Annotated in this window: 16 protein-coding genes; 9 read left to right on the top strand and 7 right to left on the bottom strand. The window is 74.8% G+C overall.

Translation table 11 applies throughout. The annotated features are described in order from the left end of the window. Nucleotides 1-52 precede the first annotated feature (52 nt). The 3 genes from ACI78Z_RS13095 to ACI78Z_RS13085 all read right to left on the bottom strand — a co-directional run bounded on the left by ACI78Z_RS13095 (nucleotide 53) and on the right by ACI78Z_RS13085 (nucleotide 2614). Complete coding sequence (locus ACI78Z_RS13095; protein WP_457036973.1) at nucleotides 53-400, bottom strand: metallopeptidase family protein; 348 nt, start codon at nucleotides 398-400, stop codon at nucleotides 53-55. After that, nucleotides 397-1830: a GuaB1 family IMP dehydrogenase-related protein gene (locus tag ACI78Z_RS13090; RefSeq protein WP_457036972.1), complete on the bottom strand. Its 1434-nt coding sequence runs from the start codon at nucleotides 1828-1830 to the stop codon at nucleotides 397-399. Before ACI78Z_RS13090 ends, ACI78Z_RS13095 begins: the two co-directional genes overlap by 4 nt. Before the next feature lie 64 nt (nucleotides 1831-1894). Continuing rightward, the gene (locus tag ACI78Z_RS13085; RefSeq protein WP_457036971.1) at nucleotides 1895-2614 is read right to left on the bottom strand and encodes a hypothetical protein; all 720 of its coding nucleotides are present in this window, start codon (nucleotides 2612-2614) and stop codon (nucleotides 1895-1897) included. Between the two features lie 150 nt (nucleotides 2615-2764). Here ACI78Z_RS13085 and serS point away from each other — a divergent pair, with 150 nt between their 5' ends. The 3 genes from serS to ACI78Z_RS13070 are packed head-to-tail and all read left to right on the top strand — an operon-like array spanning nucleotide 2765 to nucleotide 5785. Further along, nucleotides 2765-4066: a serine--tRNA ligase gene (gene serS, locus ACI78Z_RS13080; protein ID WP_457036970.1), complete on the top strand. Its 1302-nt coding sequence runs from the start codon at nucleotides 2765-2767 to the stop codon at nucleotides 4064-4066. Further along, a complete protein-coding gene (locus ACI78Z_RS13075) occupies nucleotides 4063-4989 on the top strand; it encodes an HAD family hydrolase (protein WP_457036969.1) in 927 nt (308 codons plus the stop codon). The genes serS and ACI78Z_RS13075 overlap by 4 nt, the downstream gene beginning before the upstream one ends. Then, nucleotides 4982-5785 (top strand): HAD-IIB family hydrolase, encoded by an 804-nt coding sequence (locus tag ACI78Z_RS13070; RefSeq protein WP_457036968.1) that lies wholly within the window; start codon nucleotides 4982-4984, stop codon nucleotides 5783-5785. Before ACI78Z_RS13075 ends, ACI78Z_RS13070 begins: the two co-directional genes overlap by 8 nt. Before the next feature lie 169 nt (nucleotides 5786-5954). On the opposite strand, the gene ACI78Z_RS13065 is transcribed toward ACI78Z_RS13070, so the two are convergent. After that, on the bottom strand, nucleotides 5955-7469 hold the full coding sequence (locus tag ACI78Z_RS13065) for a GAF domain-containing protein (RefSeq protein ID WP_457036967.1): 1515 nt from the start codon (nucleotides 7467-7469) through the stop codon (nucleotides 5955-5957). A 97-nt stretch (nucleotides 7470-7566) separates the two neighbouring features. After that, entirely contained in the window at nucleotides 7567-7974 is a 408-nt protein-coding gene (locus ACI78Z_RS13060) for a GlcG/HbpS family heme-binding protein (protein WP_457036966.1), read from the bottom strand. A 168-nt stretch (nucleotides 7975-8142) separates the two neighbouring features. Here ACI78Z_RS13060 and ACI78Z_RS13055 point away from each other — a divergent pair, with 168 nt between their 5' ends. The 5 genes from ACI78Z_RS13055 to ACI78Z_RS13035 are packed head-to-tail and all read left to right on the top strand — an operon-like array spanning nucleotide 8143 to nucleotide 13151. Next, on the top strand, nucleotides 8143-8586 hold the full coding sequence (locus ACI78Z_RS13055; RefSeq protein ID WP_457036965.1) for a diol dehydratase small subunit: 444 nt from the start codon (nucleotides 8143-8145) through the stop codon (nucleotides 8584-8586). Nucleotides 8587-8621: 35 nt separating this feature from the next. Then, a complete protein-coding gene (locus ACI78Z_RS13050) occupies nucleotides 8622-10316 on the top strand; it encodes a propanediol/glycerol family dehydratase large subunit (protein ID WP_457036964.1) in 1695 nt (564 codons plus the stop codon). Nucleotides 10317-10319: 3 nt separating this feature from the next. Next, entirely contained in the window at nucleotides 10320-10919 is a 600-nt protein-coding gene (locus tag ACI78Z_RS13045) for a propanediol/glycerol family dehydratase medium subunit (RefSeq protein ID WP_457036963.1), read from the top strand. A 1-nt stretch (nucleotide 10920) separates the two neighbouring features. Continuing rightward, nucleotides 10921-12807, top strand: a complete 1887-nt coding sequence (locus tag ACI78Z_RS13040; protein WP_457036962.1) for a diol dehydratase reactivase subunit alpha — start codon at nucleotides 10921-10923, stop codon at nucleotides 12805-12807. Next, nucleotides 12804-13151 carry a glycerol dehydratase reactivase beta/small subunit family protein gene (locus ACI78Z_RS13035; protein WP_457036961.1) on the top strand — a complete coding sequence of 116 codons (348 nt, stop codon included), beginning with the start codon at nucleotides 12804-12806 and terminating at the stop codon, nucleotides 13149-13151. Before ACI78Z_RS13040 ends, ACI78Z_RS13035 begins: the two co-directional genes overlap by 4 nt. A gap of 82 nt (nucleotides 13152-13233) precedes the next feature. Here the strand turns inward: ACI78Z_RS13035 and ACI78Z_RS13030 are convergent, their stop codons facing one another. After that, the gene (locus tag ACI78Z_RS13030; RefSeq protein ID WP_457036960.1) at nucleotides 13234-13794 is read right to left on the bottom strand and encodes a bacterial proteasome activator family protein; all 561 of its coding nucleotides are present in this window, start codon (nucleotides 13792-13794) and stop codon (nucleotides 13234-13236) included. 88 nt (nucleotides 13795-13882) lie between these two features. Here ACI78Z_RS13030 and ACI78Z_RS13025 point away from each other — a divergent pair, with 88 nt between their 5' ends. Further along, complete coding sequence (locus tag ACI78Z_RS13025) at nucleotides 13883-15106, top strand: cysteine desulfurase-like protein (protein WP_457036959.1); 1224 nt, start codon at nucleotides 13883-13885, stop codon at nucleotides 15104-15106. A 33-nt stretch (nucleotides 15107-15139) separates the two neighbouring features. On the opposite strand, the gene ACI78Z_RS13020 is transcribed toward ACI78Z_RS13025, so the two are convergent. Further along, nucleotides 15140-16132, bottom strand: coding sequence for an NAD(P)H-quinone oxidoreductase (locus ACI78Z_RS13020; RefSeq protein ID WP_457036958.1), 993 nt, complete (start codon nucleotides 16130-16132; stop codon nucleotides 15140-15142). Between the last annotated feature and the right edge of the window lie 24 nt (nucleotides 16133-16156).

The raw sequence follows: 16156 nt of genomic DNA, 5'->3' as shown, positions 1-16156 counted from the left end.
GCCTGATCACGTTACGCGGCGCCCTCCCGGCGGTTTCCGCGGAAACCGCCGGCTAGCCCCAGCCCAGCTCGTGCAGCCGGTCGTCGTCGATGCCGAAGTGGTGCGCGATCTCATGGACGACGGTGATCGTCACCTCCTCGACGACCTCCTCGGCGGTCGAGCAGATGTCGCAGATCGCCTCGCGGTAGACCATGATCCGGTCCGGCAGCGCGCCGCCGTACTCCCAGCCGCGCTCGGTCAGCGCGTACCCCTCGTAGAGGCCGAGGAGGTCCGGCTCGTCGGCGTTGCGGTCCTCCACCAGGACGACGACGTTGTCCATCAGCGCCATCAGCTCCGGCGGCACCTGGTCGAGGGCGTCGGCGACCAGCTCCTCGAACACCGGGAGGGGGAGCGGCCTCACCAGGAGGTGGGCAGGGGGCGGCCCTCCTCGTAGCCCGCCGAGCTCTGCACCCCCAGCACCGCGCGCTCGTGCAGCTCGTCGACGGTGCGCGCCCCGGCGTAGGTGCACGACGACCGCACGCCCGCCACGATCTGGTCGATCAGGTCCTCGACGCCGGGCCGGGCCGGGTCCAGGTACATCCGCGACGAGGAGATGCCCTCCTCGAACAGGCCGGCGCGGGCCCGGTCGAAGCCGCTCTGGGTCGCCGTCCGGGCCTTGACCGCGCGGGCCGAGGCCATGCCGAAGGACTCCTTGTACAGCCGGCCGGAGCCGTCGTCGTGGATGTCGCCGGCGCTCTCGTAGGTGCCGGCGAACCAGGAGCCGACCATCACGTTGGCCGCGCCGGCGGCCAGCGCGAGGGCGATGTCGCGCGGGTGCCGGACCCCGCCGTCGGCCCACACGTGCCTGCCCAGCGCCCGGGCCGCGGCGGCGCACTCCTCGACGGCGGAGAACTGCGGCCGCCCGACACCGGTCATCATCCGCGTGGTGCACATGGCGCCGGGGCCCACGCCGACCTTGACGACGTCCGCCCCGGCCTCGATCAGGTCGCGGGTGCCCTCGGCGGTGACCACGTTGCCGGCGACGACCGGCGTCGTCCCGGCCACCGAGCGGGCCGCGCGGACCGCCTCCACCGCCTTCTCCTGGTGGCCGTGCGCGGTGTCGACGACGAGCACGTCGACACCGGCGGCCAGCAGCGCGGCGGTCTTGCCCGCCACGTCGCCGTTGATGCCGACGGCGGCGGAGGTGAGCAGCCGGCCCTGCGCGTCGACGGCCGGCTGGTAGAGCGCCGAGCGCAGCGCGCCCTTGCGGGTGATGACGCCGACCAGCCGGTCGCCCTCGACCACCGGCGCCGCGCTGACCCGCTCCCCGGAGAGGACGTCGAAGATCTTGGGCAGGTCGGTGCCGGCGGGGACGGTGAGCGGGTCCTCGGTCATCACCTGGGACAGCTGGGTGAACCGGTCCACGCCCTGGCACTGGCCGTCGGTGACCACGCCGACCGGGACGCCGTCCTGGACCACCACGACGATCCCGTGCGCCCGCTTGGTCAGCAGCGACAGCGCCTCGGCGACGGTGGAGGTCGGCGAGAGCGTGATCGGGGTGTCGTAGACCGGGTGGCGGGCCTTGGTCCACGCGACGACCTCGGCGACGACGTCGGCCGGGATGTCCTGCGGCAGCACGGCCACGCCGCCGCGGCGGGCGACGGTCTCGGCCATCCGCCGTCCGGAGATCGCGGTCATGTTGGCGACGACGACCGGGATCGTCGTCCCCACCCGGTCGGGCGTGGTCAGGTCGACCTCGAGCCGCGACCCCACGGTCGAGTGGTTGGGCACCATGAAGACGTCGGCGTAGGTCAGGTCGGTCGCCGGCCGCGTGCCACCCAGGAAACGCATGACGACCATTGTCCCGCACGGCGCGGGGCCGCGGTCCCGTCCGGGTGCGCCGGGCCCGCCGCCCTCAGGCGGGACGGCGGACCGCGAGCAGCGCGACGGCGGCCACGGCGACCAGCCCGGCCCCGGCGACCGCTCCCAGGACCGTCGCGCCCGCCCCCAGGCTCGAGACCAGCGCGCCGAGCAGCGCCCAGCCAGCGGCCAGCACGAAGGCCGGCTGCCCGTGCACCCGCCAGGCGACGACCGCGGCGGTGAGGGCGGCCCCGGCCAGGAGCAGGCCGGGCGCGGCTGTGCCGTCGGCGAGCCGCTCGGGCAGGAGCGTGGCCGCGTTGACCCAGACGGCGGCGCTGGCCCACCCGGCATAGAGGCCGACACTGCCGCCGAGCAGGACCCGGGTTCCCGGATCGGTGGGCGTGGTCACGATCGTGCGCAGGCAGGAGACGAGGGCCACGAGCATGCCCACGAAGACCGGCAGGGTCAGCGCCGGGAGCCGGGCCGCGGCCACCAGCCAGGCGACGAAGCCGACCTGGGCCAGGGACAGGGGGAGCTGGATCCGCCGCCACGGTTCGACGGTCGCCCGCCGCAGCGGCAGCCCCCACACGGCCGCGGCCAGGCAACCGAGGACGACCGGTCCCCAGATGGCGAAGAAGGGTCCGGGCGGGACGACCACCGGGTCGCTGCCCGACCCCTGGTCGAAGCCCGCGAACGGCGGGGCGACCGCCTGGGCGATCGCGGTGGCCAGCAGGACCCATCGACCCCGGGCGCCGGGGGTGGGGTGTGACGTCACGTGGCCTCCCCTCTGTCGTCGTATCCTTCCGCGGCCGGATGGGCGTCGGATGCGTACCCGTCCCGACGGTGCGCCCCGTCGACCGACCCGATGTGGGGGAGCGCCGCCCGCGCGGCGGGGCTGCCCACACCGGGCACCTACGATCGAACGGTGATCGACCTGCGCCTGGTGCGTGAGCACCCCGACCTCGTCAAGGCCAGCCAGCGAGCCCGCGGGGCCGACGAGTCCCGGGTCGACGAGCTGCTGGCCGCCGACGCCGCCCGCCGCGAGGCGGTCAAGCGCGCCGACGACCTGCGCGCCGAGCAGAAGGCGGCCTCCCAGGCGGTGAAGAAGGCCGGCCCGGAGGAGCGGCCCGCCGTCCTCGAGCGGGCCCGGGCGCTCGCCGCCGAGGTCAAGGACGCCGAGGAGGCGCTGCGGGCGGCCGACGCGGCGCTGCGCCAGGCGCACCTGCGCATCCCCAACGTCGTCCACGACGGCGTCCCGTCCGGCGGTGAGGACGACGCGGTGACCCTGCGCACCGTGGGCGAGGTGCCGACCTACGACTTCCCGGTGCGCGACCACCTGGAGATCGGCGAGGCGCTCGGCGCGATCGACACGGAGCGCGGGGCCAAGGTCTCCGGCGCCCGCTTCTACTTCCTCACCGGCCCGGGCGCGATGCTGGAGTTCGCCCTGGCGCAGCTGGCGATCGGCCAGGCGGTCACGGCCGGGTTCACCCCCGTCGTCGCCCCCGCCCTGGTGCGGCCCGAGGCGATGGAGGGCACCGGCTTCCTCGGCGAGCACGACGAGGAGGTCTACCGCGTCGAGCGCGACGACCTCTACCTCGTCGGCACCTCCGAGGTGGCGCTGGCCGGCATGCGCAGCAACGAGGTGCTCGACCTGTCCGCGGGGCCGCTGCGCTACGCCGGCTGGTCCTCCTGCTTCCGCCGCGAGGCCGGCTCCTACGGCAAGGACACCCGCGGCATCATCCGCGTGCACTGGTTCGACAAGGTCGAGATGTTCAGCTTCTGCCGGCCGGAGGAGGCCGCGGATGAGCACCTGCGGCTGCTGGCCTGGGAGGAGCAGTTCCTGCAGGCCCTCGAGCTGCCCTACCGGGTGGTCGACATCGCCGCCGGCGACCTCGGCACCAGCGCCGCCCGCAAGTACGACATCGAGGCCTGGTTCCCGTCCCAGGGCACCTACCGGGAGCTCACCTCGACCTCCGACTGCACCACCTTCCAGGCGCGGCGCCTGGGCACCCGCTACCGGGACGCCGACGGGAAGAACCAGACCGCGGCCACGCTCAACGGCACGCTGTGCGCGATCGCCCGCACCATCGCCTGCCTGCTCGAGGTGCACCAGCGCGCCGACGGGTCGGTGTCCGTGCCGAAGGCGCTGCGCCCCTGGCTGGGTGGTGTCGAGGCCCTCACCCCCGGCATGACGCTCGTGGCCCCCGCTCCGGCGCCGGGCGCATGACGGCTGACCGGCCGGGCGTGCTGCCCAGCACCGGTACCGCGGGCGCCCGGGCGGACGACGTCGTCGAGCTCGGCGACCTCGGCACCTGGCGGCCCAAGCTGGTCGCCAGCGACCTCGACGGCACGCTGCTCAGCTCCGACGGCGAGGTCAGCGCACGCACCCGGGCGGCGCTGACCTCGTGCTGGGACGCCGGCATCCCGGTCGTCGGTGTCACCGGCCGCGGTCCGCGGCTGTTCGACAGCGTCCGCGCGGCCCTCGACGGGCGGGGCATCGCCGTGCTGGCGCAGGGCGGCTTCGTCGTCGACCTGGAGCGCGACGAGGTGCTGCGCACGGTGGGCCTGCCGCGCGAGCAGGCGACCGCGGTGATCGAGCGGATCGAGTCGGTCGCCGGTGAGCTCATCATCGCCGTGGAGGACGCCGCGGAGCAGGGCGAGGTGCACTCCCCGCTGCGGGTCCAGCACGGCTTCGACTGGCCCTACCCGGAGCCGGCGCACCTGCTGCCACGGCACCAGGTGCTGCCCACCGGGGCGGTGCTCAAGGTGTTCCTCCGCTCCCAGACCCTCGGTCAGGACGAGCTGCTGGCCCGGGCCCGCGAGGTGGTCGACCCGTCCCGGGCCGAGGTCACCCACGCCGGGCTGGGGTTCATCGAGGTGCTGCCGCCGGGGATCACCAAGGCGACCGGCCTGGCGATCGCGCTGGAGCGCTACGGCGTCGGGTTCGGCGACGTGCTGGTCTTCGGGGACATGCCCAACGACCTGCCGATGATCGAGGCGGTGCGGGACGCCGGCGGCCGGGCGGTCGCGGTGGCCAACGCGCACCCCGCGGTCCGGGCGGCCACCCCGTTGCTCACCAGCGGGCACGACGTCGACGGCGTCGCGCGCTACCTGGAGGCCGTGCTCGACGGGAGGCGGCCGGGTGTCTGACTGGAAGCCCCGGCTCATCGCCACCGACATGGACGGCACCCTGCTGCGCGGGAACGACACCGTCAGCGCGGCGACGGTGGCCGAGCTGGAGCGGTGGCGGTCCGAGGGCGTGCCGGTCGTGCTCGCGACCGGCCGGCCGCCGCGCTGGATGGTCCGCATCCGCGAGGTGCTGCGCCACGGCACGGCGGTGTGCTGCAACGGCGCCGTCCTGCTGGACCTGGCCGGCTTCGAGGTGCTCGAGGAGGACGCGCTGGAGCCGGAGGTGCTCCAGGAGGTGACCGCCGAGCTGCGCCGGCACCAGCCCGACACCTGGTTCGCCGTCGAGTACGGCCTGGAGTTCCGCCACGAGCCGGTCTACCAGCCGCGGTGGGACGTCGACGCGCCCGGCGTGGCGGTGGCGACGCTGGAGGAGATGGTGTCCGCCCCCGTGGCCAAGCTGCTGGCCCGGCACGAGGCGCTGCCGCGGGACGAGTTCGTCGCGCTGGTGGAGCGGGTGGTGGGCGACCGCGCCACGGTCACCAACTCCTCCACCGACGCGCTCGCCGAGATCTCCGCCCGGGGCGTCACCAAGGCCACCGGGATCGCCAAGGTGGCCGCCGAGCACGGCGTCGGCCCCGAGGACGTCGTCGTCTTCGGCGACATGCCCAACGACATCGCCGCCTTCGACTGGGTGCGCGAGGGCGGCGGCCGGGCCGTGGCGATGGCGCACGCCCACGCCGACCTGCTGGCCGCGGCCACCGACGTGACCGGCACCAACGAGGACGACGGGGTCGCGGCCTTCCTCGCCAGTCTGTGACGCCGATGATCACGACGCGGCCGGTCATCGGAGACGCCGTGTCAGCGGCTCGGTGGCAGCACCTGGCGCGAGATCGGCGGTCTCGCACCCTTCGCGGCCGGTGACCGTGCGGCACCGCCGATCTCGCCGCTAGGCCGGCACGAACCGTCAACCGATCAGCACACCGCTGTCACTCGGCGCGGAGGCGGGCCGCCCGCAGGGCCATCCCGGCCGCCCGCGGGTCACCGGCCGGCAGGAGGTCGAGCAGGCGCTCGTGGACGTCGAGGTCGTCCTCGCCGAGGGGGTGTACGGCGAAGGTGTGCAGCAGCCCGACGTCGCGGGTGGCCAGCACCGCGGACCGGAGCCCGGCGGTCAGCTCCTCACGGAGCTGGCGGATCTCCGTCACGTCCGACCGCGGCAGCAGCGGACCGGCGCACGCCCGCAGGGCGGCGGCCACCTGCCCGGTCCGCAGGGCCCGGCGGGCCGACCCGAAGTCGCTGTCCACCGCCCCCACGAGCCGGTAGGGCCGGGTCCGCAGCACGTCGGCACCGAGAAGCGCCCGCAACCTGCGCACCTGGACCCGCACGGTCGTCTGGTTGCCGTCGTCCCCGTAGAGCAGGTAGGCCAACTGCTCCGCGGTGAGGCCCTCGGGGTGGACGACCAGAGCGGTCAGGATCTCCGCCGCGCGCAGCGGGAGGGGGATGGGGCGGCCGTCGAGCACCGCGCTGGGCGTGCCGTTGCCGGTGGACCTCAGCGAGAGCGCCGCCGTGCGCGCCGGGCCCTGAGCGCGGGAGGAACGCGGCGACGCCCGGAGCAGGTAGCCCTCGGCGAGGGGTTCCACCAGCACCTCCCGGCCGTCGGGCAGCAGGAGGCGTTCGGTCGCGCCGTCCAGCTCGACGCGGTCGGGCCACCCGCCGGCCGGGTCGGCGGCCAGCACCCGCCCGGTCGGGGTGACCAGCGCGCCCGGCGCACCCCCCAGGTGCGCCAGGTGGGGGCTGTTCCGCAGGACGAAGCGCTGGTCGGCCACGGCCAACCGCACCCGGAGCTCGGTCTCCGCCAGGTGCGCGGTCGTGGCGACCAGCTGCGCCAGTGACGGGTGCATCGACCGCAGCGGGCCGCTGACGTCGACCGCGCCCAGGACCGCCCCGGTGTCGGGGTCGTGCACCGGCGCGGCCACGCAGGTCCAGGAGTGGTACGTGCGGACCAGGTGCTCGGCGGAGTGGATCTGCACCGGCGCGTCCACCGCGAGCGTGGTGCCCATCGCGTTGGTCCCGATGGCCGCCTCGCTCCAGTCCGTGCCCGGGAACAGTCCCACCCGGTCGGCCGGCGTGAGCAGTTCGACCGCACCCTCCCGCCACAGGACGTGACCGTCGGCGTCGGTGACGAGCATGAGGTGCACCGCCTCCTCGGCGATGCCCGCCAGGCTGCCCCGCAACAGGGGCAGGACGGCGTTCAGCGGGTGGGCCGACCGGATGTCGCGCAGCTCGTCGGGGGCGTGCACCACCGGCGGCGTCCGGTGGTCGGGGTCGACCCGGGCCGCGAGGCTGCGCTCCCAGGACGCCGAGACCACTGGACGTGGGGCCCGCCGGACCGGATCGCTCCCGAGCACGGCGTCGAAGGTCTCGGCCAGCTGCTTGGCGTGAGCGGCGGGATCGGTGCCCGGGGCGCCGGTGCAGGGGCGCCGGAGCCGCGCGGAACGGGTCATCTCACCCCCGGACATCCTCAGGGGCGAGCGGCGTCGGCACGCCGCGGATCATCGCCCATGCCCGTCCGGCCAGCAAGAGAAGCCGCAGGGCCCGGCCTCAGCCCTCCAGCGCGGCGGCGGCAGCCTTCGCCACGGTGACGTCCTGCTCCACCGTCCCGGCGCTGACGCCGACGGCCCCGACGATCTCACCGTCGCGGTACAGCGGCACGCCACCGCCGAACGCCACCAGGCCACCGGCGGTCTGCTCGAGGCCGTAGAGCTCGGCACCCGGCTGCACCAGCGGCATCAGGGCCTCCGTGGGGAGGGCCATGAGGATGGACGTGACCGCCTTGCGGGTGGAGATGTCGATGCTCGCCCTGATGGCGCCGTCCATCCGCCCGAAGGCCAGGAGGTGCCCGCCGTCGTCGACCACGGCGATGTTCATCGGCTGCCCGATCTCCTCGGCGCAGGCGATCCCGGCGTCCAGGACCCGGCGGGCGGACTCGTACGTCAGCGAGGCGCTCATGCCGGGAGCCAACCGCACGGGGGAGGACCGGGCACCTCTCCGGTCGGGCAGGTCGCCCCTGTCCGGACGGACGGGCCCGCGCCGAACCGGCGGCGGAGCAACGTCGGTGCAACGTGGCGCGTGCCACAGTGGCGCGACGATGCGGACCGACCCAGGAGCGAGCCGTCGATGACCGATCCGACTCCCGCGCTGACCACTGCGGACTACCCCCTGTCGATCAACCGCCCGGAGCTGCTGCGCACCCCCACGGGCAAGCCGATCACGGCACTGACCATGGACGCGGTGGTCTCCGGCGAGCTGTCGGCCGAGGACCTGCGGATCGCCCCCGAGACCCTCCAGCTGCAGGCCCAGCTCGCCGACGCGAGCGGCCGGCCGCAGCTGGCGGCGAACTTCCGCCGGGCGGCCGAGATGACGGCCATCCCCGACGACGAGGTCCTCGCCATGTACAACGCGCTGCGCCCCCGCGCGTCCAGCGCCGCGCAGCTCGCCGAGCTGGCCGACCGCCTGGAGGGCACCTACGGGGCGCCGGTCTGCGCGGCTCTGGTCCGGGAGGCCGCCGAGGTCTACGCGCGCCGGGACCTCCTCGCCCGCCCGACGGCCGACGTCGGCTGACCCGTGACCCAGGACCGAGAGGGGACGTCCCGCCCATGACCACCACCGAGCCCCGGCCATCGATCCGCACCGAGGTCCTCGAGAGCCGCCCGGTCAACCTCGACGGGTTCGTCGAGGAGTGGCCCGAGAAGGGTCTCGTCGCGATGGAGAGCGACTTCGACCCGGCTCCGAGCGTCCGGGTGGAGGACGGCCGCATCGTCGAGCTCGACGGCAGGAGCCGCGCCGACTTCGACTTCATGGACACCTTCATCGCCAACCACGCGATCGACGTCGCCTCGGCCGAGCAGTCCATGGCGATCCCCTCGGGGCAGATCGCGCGGATGCTCATCGACCCGGGGGTCTCCCGCGGCGAGATCCTCGCGGTGACCCGAGGCCTCACGCCGGCCAAGATCCTCGACGTCGTCAAGTTGATGAACGTCGTCGAGATCATGCAGGCGATGCAGAAGATGCGGGCCCGCCGCACGCCGGCCAACCAGGCGCACTCCACGAGCGCGCGGGACAACCCCGTGCAGGTCGCCGCGGACGCCGCGGAGGGAGCCCTCCGGGGGTTCGCCGAGCTGGAGACCACCCTCGGGGTGGTGCGCTACGCCCCGCTGGTCGCCATCGCGCTGCAGGTCGGTGCCCAGGTCGGACGCGGTGGCGTGCTGACCCAGTGCGCGCTGGAGGAGGCGACCGAGCTCGAGCTCGGCATGCGCGGCATCACCGCCTACGCCGAGACGATCTCGATCTACGGCACCGAGTCGGTGTTCGTCGACGGCGACGACACCCCCTGGTCCAAGGCGTTCCTCGCGTCGGCCTACGCCTCGCGCGGGATCAAGATGCGCTTCACCTCGGGCACCGGCTCGGAGGTGCAGATGGGCAACGCCGAGGGCCGGTCGATGCTGTACCTGGAGATCCGCTGCATCCTCATGGCCAAGGGGGCCGGGGTGCAGGGGCTGCAGAACGGCTCGATCAGCTGCATCGGCGTCCCGGGGGCCGTGCCGGGCGGGATCCGCGCGGTCGCCGCCGAGAACCTGGTGGCGAGCATGGTCGACCTCGAGTGCGCCTCCGGGAACGACCAGTCCTTCTCGCACTCGTCGATGCGCCGGACCGCGCGCCTGATGCCCCAGCTGCTCCCCGGCACCGACTTCGTCTGCTCGGGTTACTCGGCGGTGCCCAACGCCGACAACATGTTCGCCGGGTCGAACTTCGACACCGAGGACTACGACGACTGGAACACCATCCAGCGCGACCTGCAGGTCGACGGCGGGCTGCGGCACGTCCGGGAGGCCGAGGTCCTGCAGGCCCGCAACAAGGCGGCGCGGGCGCTGCAGGCGCTGTTCGCCCACCTGGACCTGCCCGCGATCACCGACGAGGAGGTCGAGGCGGCCACCTACGCCGACTCCTCGAACGACTACCCACTGCGCGACGTGCTGTCCGACCTCAAGGGCGCGCAGTCGGTGATGGAGCGCGGCATCACCGGGCTGGACCTGGTGAAGGGGCTGGAGACGACCGGCTTCTCCGACGTGGCGCAGAGCCTGCTGAACGTGCTCCGGCAGCGGGTCTCCGGCGACCTGCTGCAGACCTCGGCGGTGCTCACCGCCGACTTCACGCCGCTGTCGGCGATCAACGACGTCAACGACTACGCCGGCCCGGGCACCGGCTACCGGCTGGCGGGGGAGCGCTGGGAGGAGCTCAAGCGGCTCCGCCACGTCACCTCCGCCGAGAACCCCGAGACCGAGGTGGGCTGAGAGATGACCACTGCCACGCCGGCGCCCGCGCAGTCCGGGCGCACGCTCAGCCTCCGCGAGGTCGGCCCGGCCGGCCGCGGCACCCGCCCCGACGAGGTCGTGGTCGCGGTGTCACCGGCCTTCGCCGGGCACTTCACCAAGACCATCGTCGACGTGCCGCACGCCGAGGTGCTGCGCCAGGTGCTCGCCGGCATCGAGGAGCAGGGGATCACCGCGCGCGTCATCCGGGTGTGGGACACCGCCGATCTGGCGGCGATCGCGCACACCGGCGCGAAGCTGTCCGGGTCGGGCATCGCCGTGGGGATCCTCTCCCGCGGGACGACGATGATCCACCAGAAGGACCTGGCCCGGCTGAGCAACCTCGAGCTGTTCCCGCAGTCCCCGCTGCTGGACCCCGAGGTCTTCCGGCAGATCGGCTCGAACGCCGCGCAGTACGCCAAGGGCGAGTCGCCGCAGCCGGTACCGACGCGCAACGACCAGATGGCCCGACCCCGGTGGCAGGCCAAGGCCGCGCTGCTGCACCTCAAGGAGTTCGAGTGCATCCAGGCCGGCCGTCCCGCGGTCGAGGTGGAACCCGTCTTCGGACGGGAACGCGCCGGCTGACGTGACCGCGCTCGATCCCGCCCGCCCGCCGGTGCGGCTGGTCGTCGGCGTGGACATCGGCAACTCGACGACCGAGGCCAGCCTGGCCTCGATCGGCCCGGACGGGGCGGTCAGCCACCTGGCGACCGCCCTGACCCGGACGACGGGCGTCAAGGGCACCCCGGACAACACGGCCGGGGCGCTGACCGCCATCCGGGGCGCCCTGGACCGGGCTGGGCGACGCGTCGACGATGTCCACACCGTCCTGCTCAACGAGGCCACGCCGGTGATCAGCGGCCTGGCCATGGAGACGATCACCGAGACGATCATCACCGAGTCGACGATGATCGGGCACAACCCGGCGACCCCCGGCGGCGAGGGGCTGGGCGTCGGCACGACCGTGCCGCTCGGTGCGCTGGACGAGCAGGCGCCCGGCGAGCCCGTGGTGTGCGTGGTCTCGGCCGGGGAGGACTTCGACGACGTCGCCGCCACTGTGAACGCCGCCGTCCGGCGGGGGGTGGTGGTGGTCGCCGCCGTCCTGGCGGGGGACGACGCGGTGCTGGTCACCAACCGGCTGGACCGGCCGATCCCCGTGGTGGACGAGGTCGCGGCGGTGGAGCGCGTCCCGCTGGGCATGCTGGCCGCCGTCGAGGTGGCGGCGCCGGGGCGGACGATCCGGACGCTGTCGAACTCCTACGGGCTGGCCACCGTGTTCGGGCTGGACCCCGCCCAGACCCGGCAGGTCTCCCCGGTCGCACGGGCGCTCACCGGCAACCGGTCGGCCGTGGTGGTGCGCACCCCGACCGGGGACGTGACCGACCGCCGGATCCCGGTGGGCGAACTCGTGCTGCACGGCGCCGGCAAGACCCTCCGGGTGGACGTCGACGCCGGGGCCGAGGCGATCATGGACACCGTCGCCCGCGTGCAGCCCCTGGACGACGCGCGCGGCGAGCCGGGCACCCACGTCGGCGGCATGCTCGCCCAGGTGCGCGACACGATGGTCGACGTCATGGACGTCGCCGGGCAGCCCGACGTCCCGGCGTCGGAGATCGCGATCCGCGACGTGCTCGCCGTCGACACCTTCGTCCCGGCCGAGGTGCGCGGCGGGCTGGCCGGCGAGGTGGCCCTGGAGAACGCCGTCGCGCTGGCGGCGATGGTGAGCACCAGCCGCAGCCGCATGCAGCTGGTCGCCGACGAGGTGTCCCGGCAGCTGGGGGCCGCGGCCGAGATCGGCGGCGTCGAGGGGGAGATGGCGGTGGGCGGCGCGCTCACCACCCCGGGCGTCGACCGGCCGGTCGCCGTGCTGGACCTGGGCGGCGGCTCGACCGACGCCGCCCTGCTCACCCGGGAGGGCGAGTGCACGGCCGTGCACGTGGCCGGCGCCGGGGAGCTGGTCACCAAGCTGATCGACTCGGAGCTCGCCCTCGACGACCGCGAGGCCGCCGAGGGCGTCAAGCGGTACCCGCTGGGCAAGGTCGAGAGCTTCTTCCACCTGCGCCACGAGGACGGCACGGTGGAGTTCGTCGACGAGCCGCTGCCGCCGCACGTCTTCGCCCGGGTCGTGGTGCTGACCCCCGACGGGCCCGCGCCGGTCCCGACCCGGCACGGCCTGGACCACGTCCGGCGGGTGCGCCGCGAGGCGAAGCGCCGGGTGTTCGTGGTGAACGCGCTGCGGGCGCTGCGCCAGGTGGCGCCGGGTGCCAACCTCCGCGCCCTGGACTTCGTCGTGCTGCTGGGCGGGTCGGCCCTGGACTTCGAGATCCCCGACCTGATCGCCGACGCGCTGGCCCCCCACGGGGTGGTGTGCGGGACGGGCAACGTGCTCGGCACCGAGGGGCCCCGCAACGCGGTCGCGTCCGGCCTGGTCCGGGCACACGCCGCCGCTCTCGTCGCCGCGGAGGCCCGGTGACCGAGCCGGGCCCGCGGCCGGCCGTGCTGGTGTACCGACACCCCGGGGCCCCGGCCGCGGTGCTGCGCCAGGTCTGCGCCGGTGTCGAGGAGGAGGGCGTGCCCACCGACGTCCAGGACGTCCCCGGGGTGTCCGACGCCACCGCCCTGGCCCACGCCGCCGCCGCGGAGTCCCGGCTGGGTGTGGGCATCGGCCTGGACGCCGCAGGGGCCGCCGCCGTCCACCACGGCACGCTGCCCGAGCGCAGGCCGGTGGCCGCGACGCCGGCCGGGGCGCCCGTCGCGGAGTGGCGGCGAGCGGGCCGTATCGCGGCCCGGGTGGTCAAGCACCTCCCGCTGGTCTGAGGACCGCCCGTCCGGTACCGAGTGGCGAGTTGCCGTGGTCCCATCCGCACGGAGACCACGGCAACCCGCCACTCGACGCCGTCTACAGGTACTGGCCGCCGCCCGGGTGCGGGTGCGGCCCCGGCGCCGGCTGCGAACCGCCGGGGAGGGCCCGGCGGCGCATCTCCTCCAGCTGGGCGCGGGCGGCCATCTGCTGGGCGAACAGCGCGGTCTGGATGCCGTGGAAGACGCCCTCCAGCCAGCCGACGAGCTGGGCCTGGGCGATGCGCAGCTCGGCGTCCGACGGGGTCTCGCCCTCGCTGAAGGGCAGCGTGATCCGCTCCAGCTCCTCCCGCAGCTCCGGGGCCAGCCCCTGCTCGAGCTCGCGGATCGAGGAGGCGTGGATGTCGCGCAGCCGGTTGCGGCTGGCGTCGTCCAGCGGCGCGGCGCGGACCTCCTCGAGCAGCTGCTTGATCATCGTGCCGATCCGCATGACCTTCGCCGGCTGCTCGACCATGTCGCCGATGCTGCCGTTGTCGGCACCGCCGCCGTCCGCAGCAACGGCTCCGGTGTCGGGCACGGGCATCGTGCCGACGGGCCGGCCGTCGGGGCCGACGACGACGACCTGCTGGGGGCGTCCACTGCCGTTGTCAGGTGCGGTCATGTCCCCATCCTCCCCGGCGCCGGGCGGGCCTGCCGGGGTGGTACCGGGCCCCCTCCGGTCGGGCGGGGCAACGCTAGTGTCGAGGCCCATGGGACCGGGGGAGGGGCGGCTGGACGTCGCCCGTGTCCGGGGCCTGTTCCCGGGTCTCTCCGACGGTCTGGTGCACGCCGAGGGGCCGGCCGGCGCCCTGCTCCCGGAGAACGTCGTGCTGGCGGTGTCCCAGGCCATGCGGGTGCCGGTGGCCGACCGCGGCGGGGTGTTCCCGGCGTCCGCCCGCGCGGAGGGGCTGGTAGCCAGCGCCCGCACCGCCGTGGCTGACCTGGTCGGCGGGGTCTCCACCGGCGTCGTCCTCGGGCCGGACCCCTCGCGGCTGACCTGGACCCTCGCCCGCGCGCTGGCGCGCACCTGGCGGCCCGGCGACGAGGTCGTGGTCAGCCGGCTGGACCACGACGCCAACGTGCGGCCGTGGGTCGAGCTGGCCACCCGCGCCGGCGTGGGGGTGCGCTGGGCAGAGGTGGACATCGAGACCGGCGAGCTGCCCGACTGGCAGTACGACGAGCTGCTCGGCCCGCGCACCCGGCTGGTCGCCGTGACGGCGGCCAGCTCGGCCATCGGCACCCGCCCGGACGTCGCGGCGATCGCCCGGCGGGCGCACGCGGTGGGCGCGCTGGTCTTCGTCGACGGGACGCACGCCGCCGCCCACGACCTGCTCGACGTCGGGCTGCTGGGCGCGGACTTCCTCGCCCTGGCCGCCGACATGTGGTGCGGCCCCCGCGTGGGCGCGGTGGTGGCCGACCCGGCGCTGCTGGGGGACCTGGAACCGGAGAAGCTGGCGCCGGTGTCCGACCGGGTGCCCGACCGGTTCGAGAGCGGCGGACACGCCTACGAGCTGCTGGCCGGCGTCACCGCCGCCGTCGAGCACCTCGCCGCGCTGGACGACGTCGCCACCGGCTCCCGGCGGGATCGGCTGCGGGCCTCGATGACCGCCGTGGCCGCCTACGAGCGCGGGCTGTTCGACTGGCTGGACCAGGCGCTGCGGGCCATGCGCCACGTGCACGTGATCGGCTCGGCCCCGCAGCCCACCCCGGCGCTGTCGTTCACCGTCGCCGGGATGCGCCCGCGGCAGGTGGCCCACGAGCTGTCCCGGCGCGGCATCTGCGCGTGGGACGGCGACCTCTCCGCCCGCGAGCTGTTCGACGCGCTCGGCGCCAACGAGGAGGGCGGCGCCGTGCAGCTGGGGCTGATGCACTACAACACGGCCGAGGAGGTCGGGTACCTGATCGACGCGGTCGCCGCGCTCCGCCCGCGCTGAACGAGGACCCCCGTGCCGGGTCCGCGGTCGGGCTCAGGGCTCGTTGACCAGCAGCACCTTGCCGACGTGCTCGCTGGCGTCGACCACGCGGTGCGCCTCCGCGGCCCGCGACATCGGCAGCCGCCGGTCGACGATCGGTCGGACGACGCCGCGCTCGACGTCGGGCCAGACGTCGTGCCGCACCGCCGCGACGATCTCGGCCTTGCCGCCGGGCCCGGTGGCCGGACGGGACCGCAGCGTCGTGGCGTGCACCGAGGCCCGCTTGCGCATCAGCTTCCCGAGGTCCAGCTCGGCCTTGGTGCCGCCCTGCATCCCGATGCAGACCAGCCGCCCGCCGGTGGCCAGGGCGTCGACGTTGCGCGCCAGGTACTTGGCGCCCATGTTGTCCAGGACGACGTCCGCGCCGGCGCCGTCGGTCTCCTCGAGCACCCGCTCGACGAAGTCCTCGTCGCGGTAGTTGATGCCGACCTCGGCGCCGAGCTCGCGGCAGACGTCGAGCTTGGCCCGGGTGCCCGCGGTCGTGAGCACGCGGGCGCCGGCGCGGGCGGCCAGCTGGATGGCCATCGTGCCGATCCCGCTGGACCCGCCGTGCACCAGGAACGTGTCGCCGCGGCGCAGCCGGGCGAGCATGAACACGTTGGACCACACCGTGCAGACGACCTCGGGGAGTGCCGCCGCGGTGGCCAGCTCCACGCCCGCCGGGCGGGGCAGCAGCTGCCCGGCCGGGACGGCGACCCGCTCGGCGTATCCGCCGCCGGACAGCAGCGCGCACACCTCGTCGCCGACCGACCAGCCGGTCACGCCCTCACCCACCGCGCTGACCACCCCGCTGCACTCCAGGCCCAGGATGTCGCTGGCCCCTGGCGGTGGCGGGTAGAAGCCGGCCCGCTGCAGCAGGTCGGCCCGGTTGACCGCGGTGGCGACGACGTCGACGAGCACCTCGCCGGGCCGCAGTTCCGGGTCGGGGACCTCGCCCCAGCCGAGCACCTCGGGGCCACCGGATCCGCTGAGGGTCACCGCGCGCATGCCCCGACCCTAGGAGGACCCCCT

It is taken from the genome of Geodermatophilus sp. SYSU D01176 (assembly GCF_054050015.1).
The sequence above is the reverse complement of the archived record's forward strand: the minus strand, read 5'-3'. Positions and strand labels throughout refer to the sequence as shown.

What these genes read in the sequence shown, in the direction of transcription:
- ACI78Z_RS13090 (WP_457036972.1), bottom strand. Translation starts at nt 1,830, where the DNA reads ATGCGTTTCCTGGGTGGCACGCGGCCGGCGACCGACCTGACCTACGCC.
- ACI78Z_RS13075 (WP_457036969.1), top strand. Translation starts at nt 4,063, where the DNA reads ATGACGGCTGACCGGCCGGGCGTGCTGCCCAGCACCGGTACCGCGGGC.
- ACI78Z_RS13065 (WP_457036967.1), bottom strand. Translation starts at nt 7,469, where the DNA reads ATGACCCGTTCCGCGCGGCTCCGGCGCCCCTGCACCGGCGCCCCGGGC.
- ACI78Z_RS13060 (WP_457036966.1), bottom strand. Translation starts at nt 7,974, where the DNA reads ATGAGCGCCTCGCTGACGTACGAGTCCGCCCGCCGGGTCCTGGACGCC.
- ACI78Z_RS13055 (WP_457036965.1), top strand. Translation starts at nt 8,143, where the DNA reads ATGACCGATCCGACTCCCGCGCTGACCACTGCGGACTACCCCCTGTCG.
- ACI78Z_RS13050 (WP_457036964.1), top strand. Translation starts at nt 8,622, where the DNA reads ATGACCACCACCGAGCCCCGGCCATCGATCCGCACCGAGGTCCTCGAG.
- ACI78Z_RS13045 (WP_457036963.1), top strand. Translation starts at nt 10,320, where the DNA reads ATGACCACTGCCACGCCGGCGCCCGCGCAGTCCGGGCGCACGCTCAGC.
- ACI78Z_RS13030 (WP_457036960.1), bottom strand. Translation starts at nt 13,794, where the DNA reads ATGACCGCACCTGACAACGGCAGTGGACGCCCCCAGCAGGTCGTCGTC.
- ACI78Z_RS13025 (WP_457036959.1), top strand. Translation starts at nt 13,883, where the DNA reads ATGGGACCGGGGGAGGGGCGGCTGGACGTCGCCCGTGTCCGGGGCCTG.
- ACI78Z_RS13020 (WP_457036958.1), bottom strand. Translation starts at nt 16,132, where the DNA reads ATGCGCGCGGTGACCCTCAGCGGATCCGGTGGCCCCGAGGTGCTCGGC.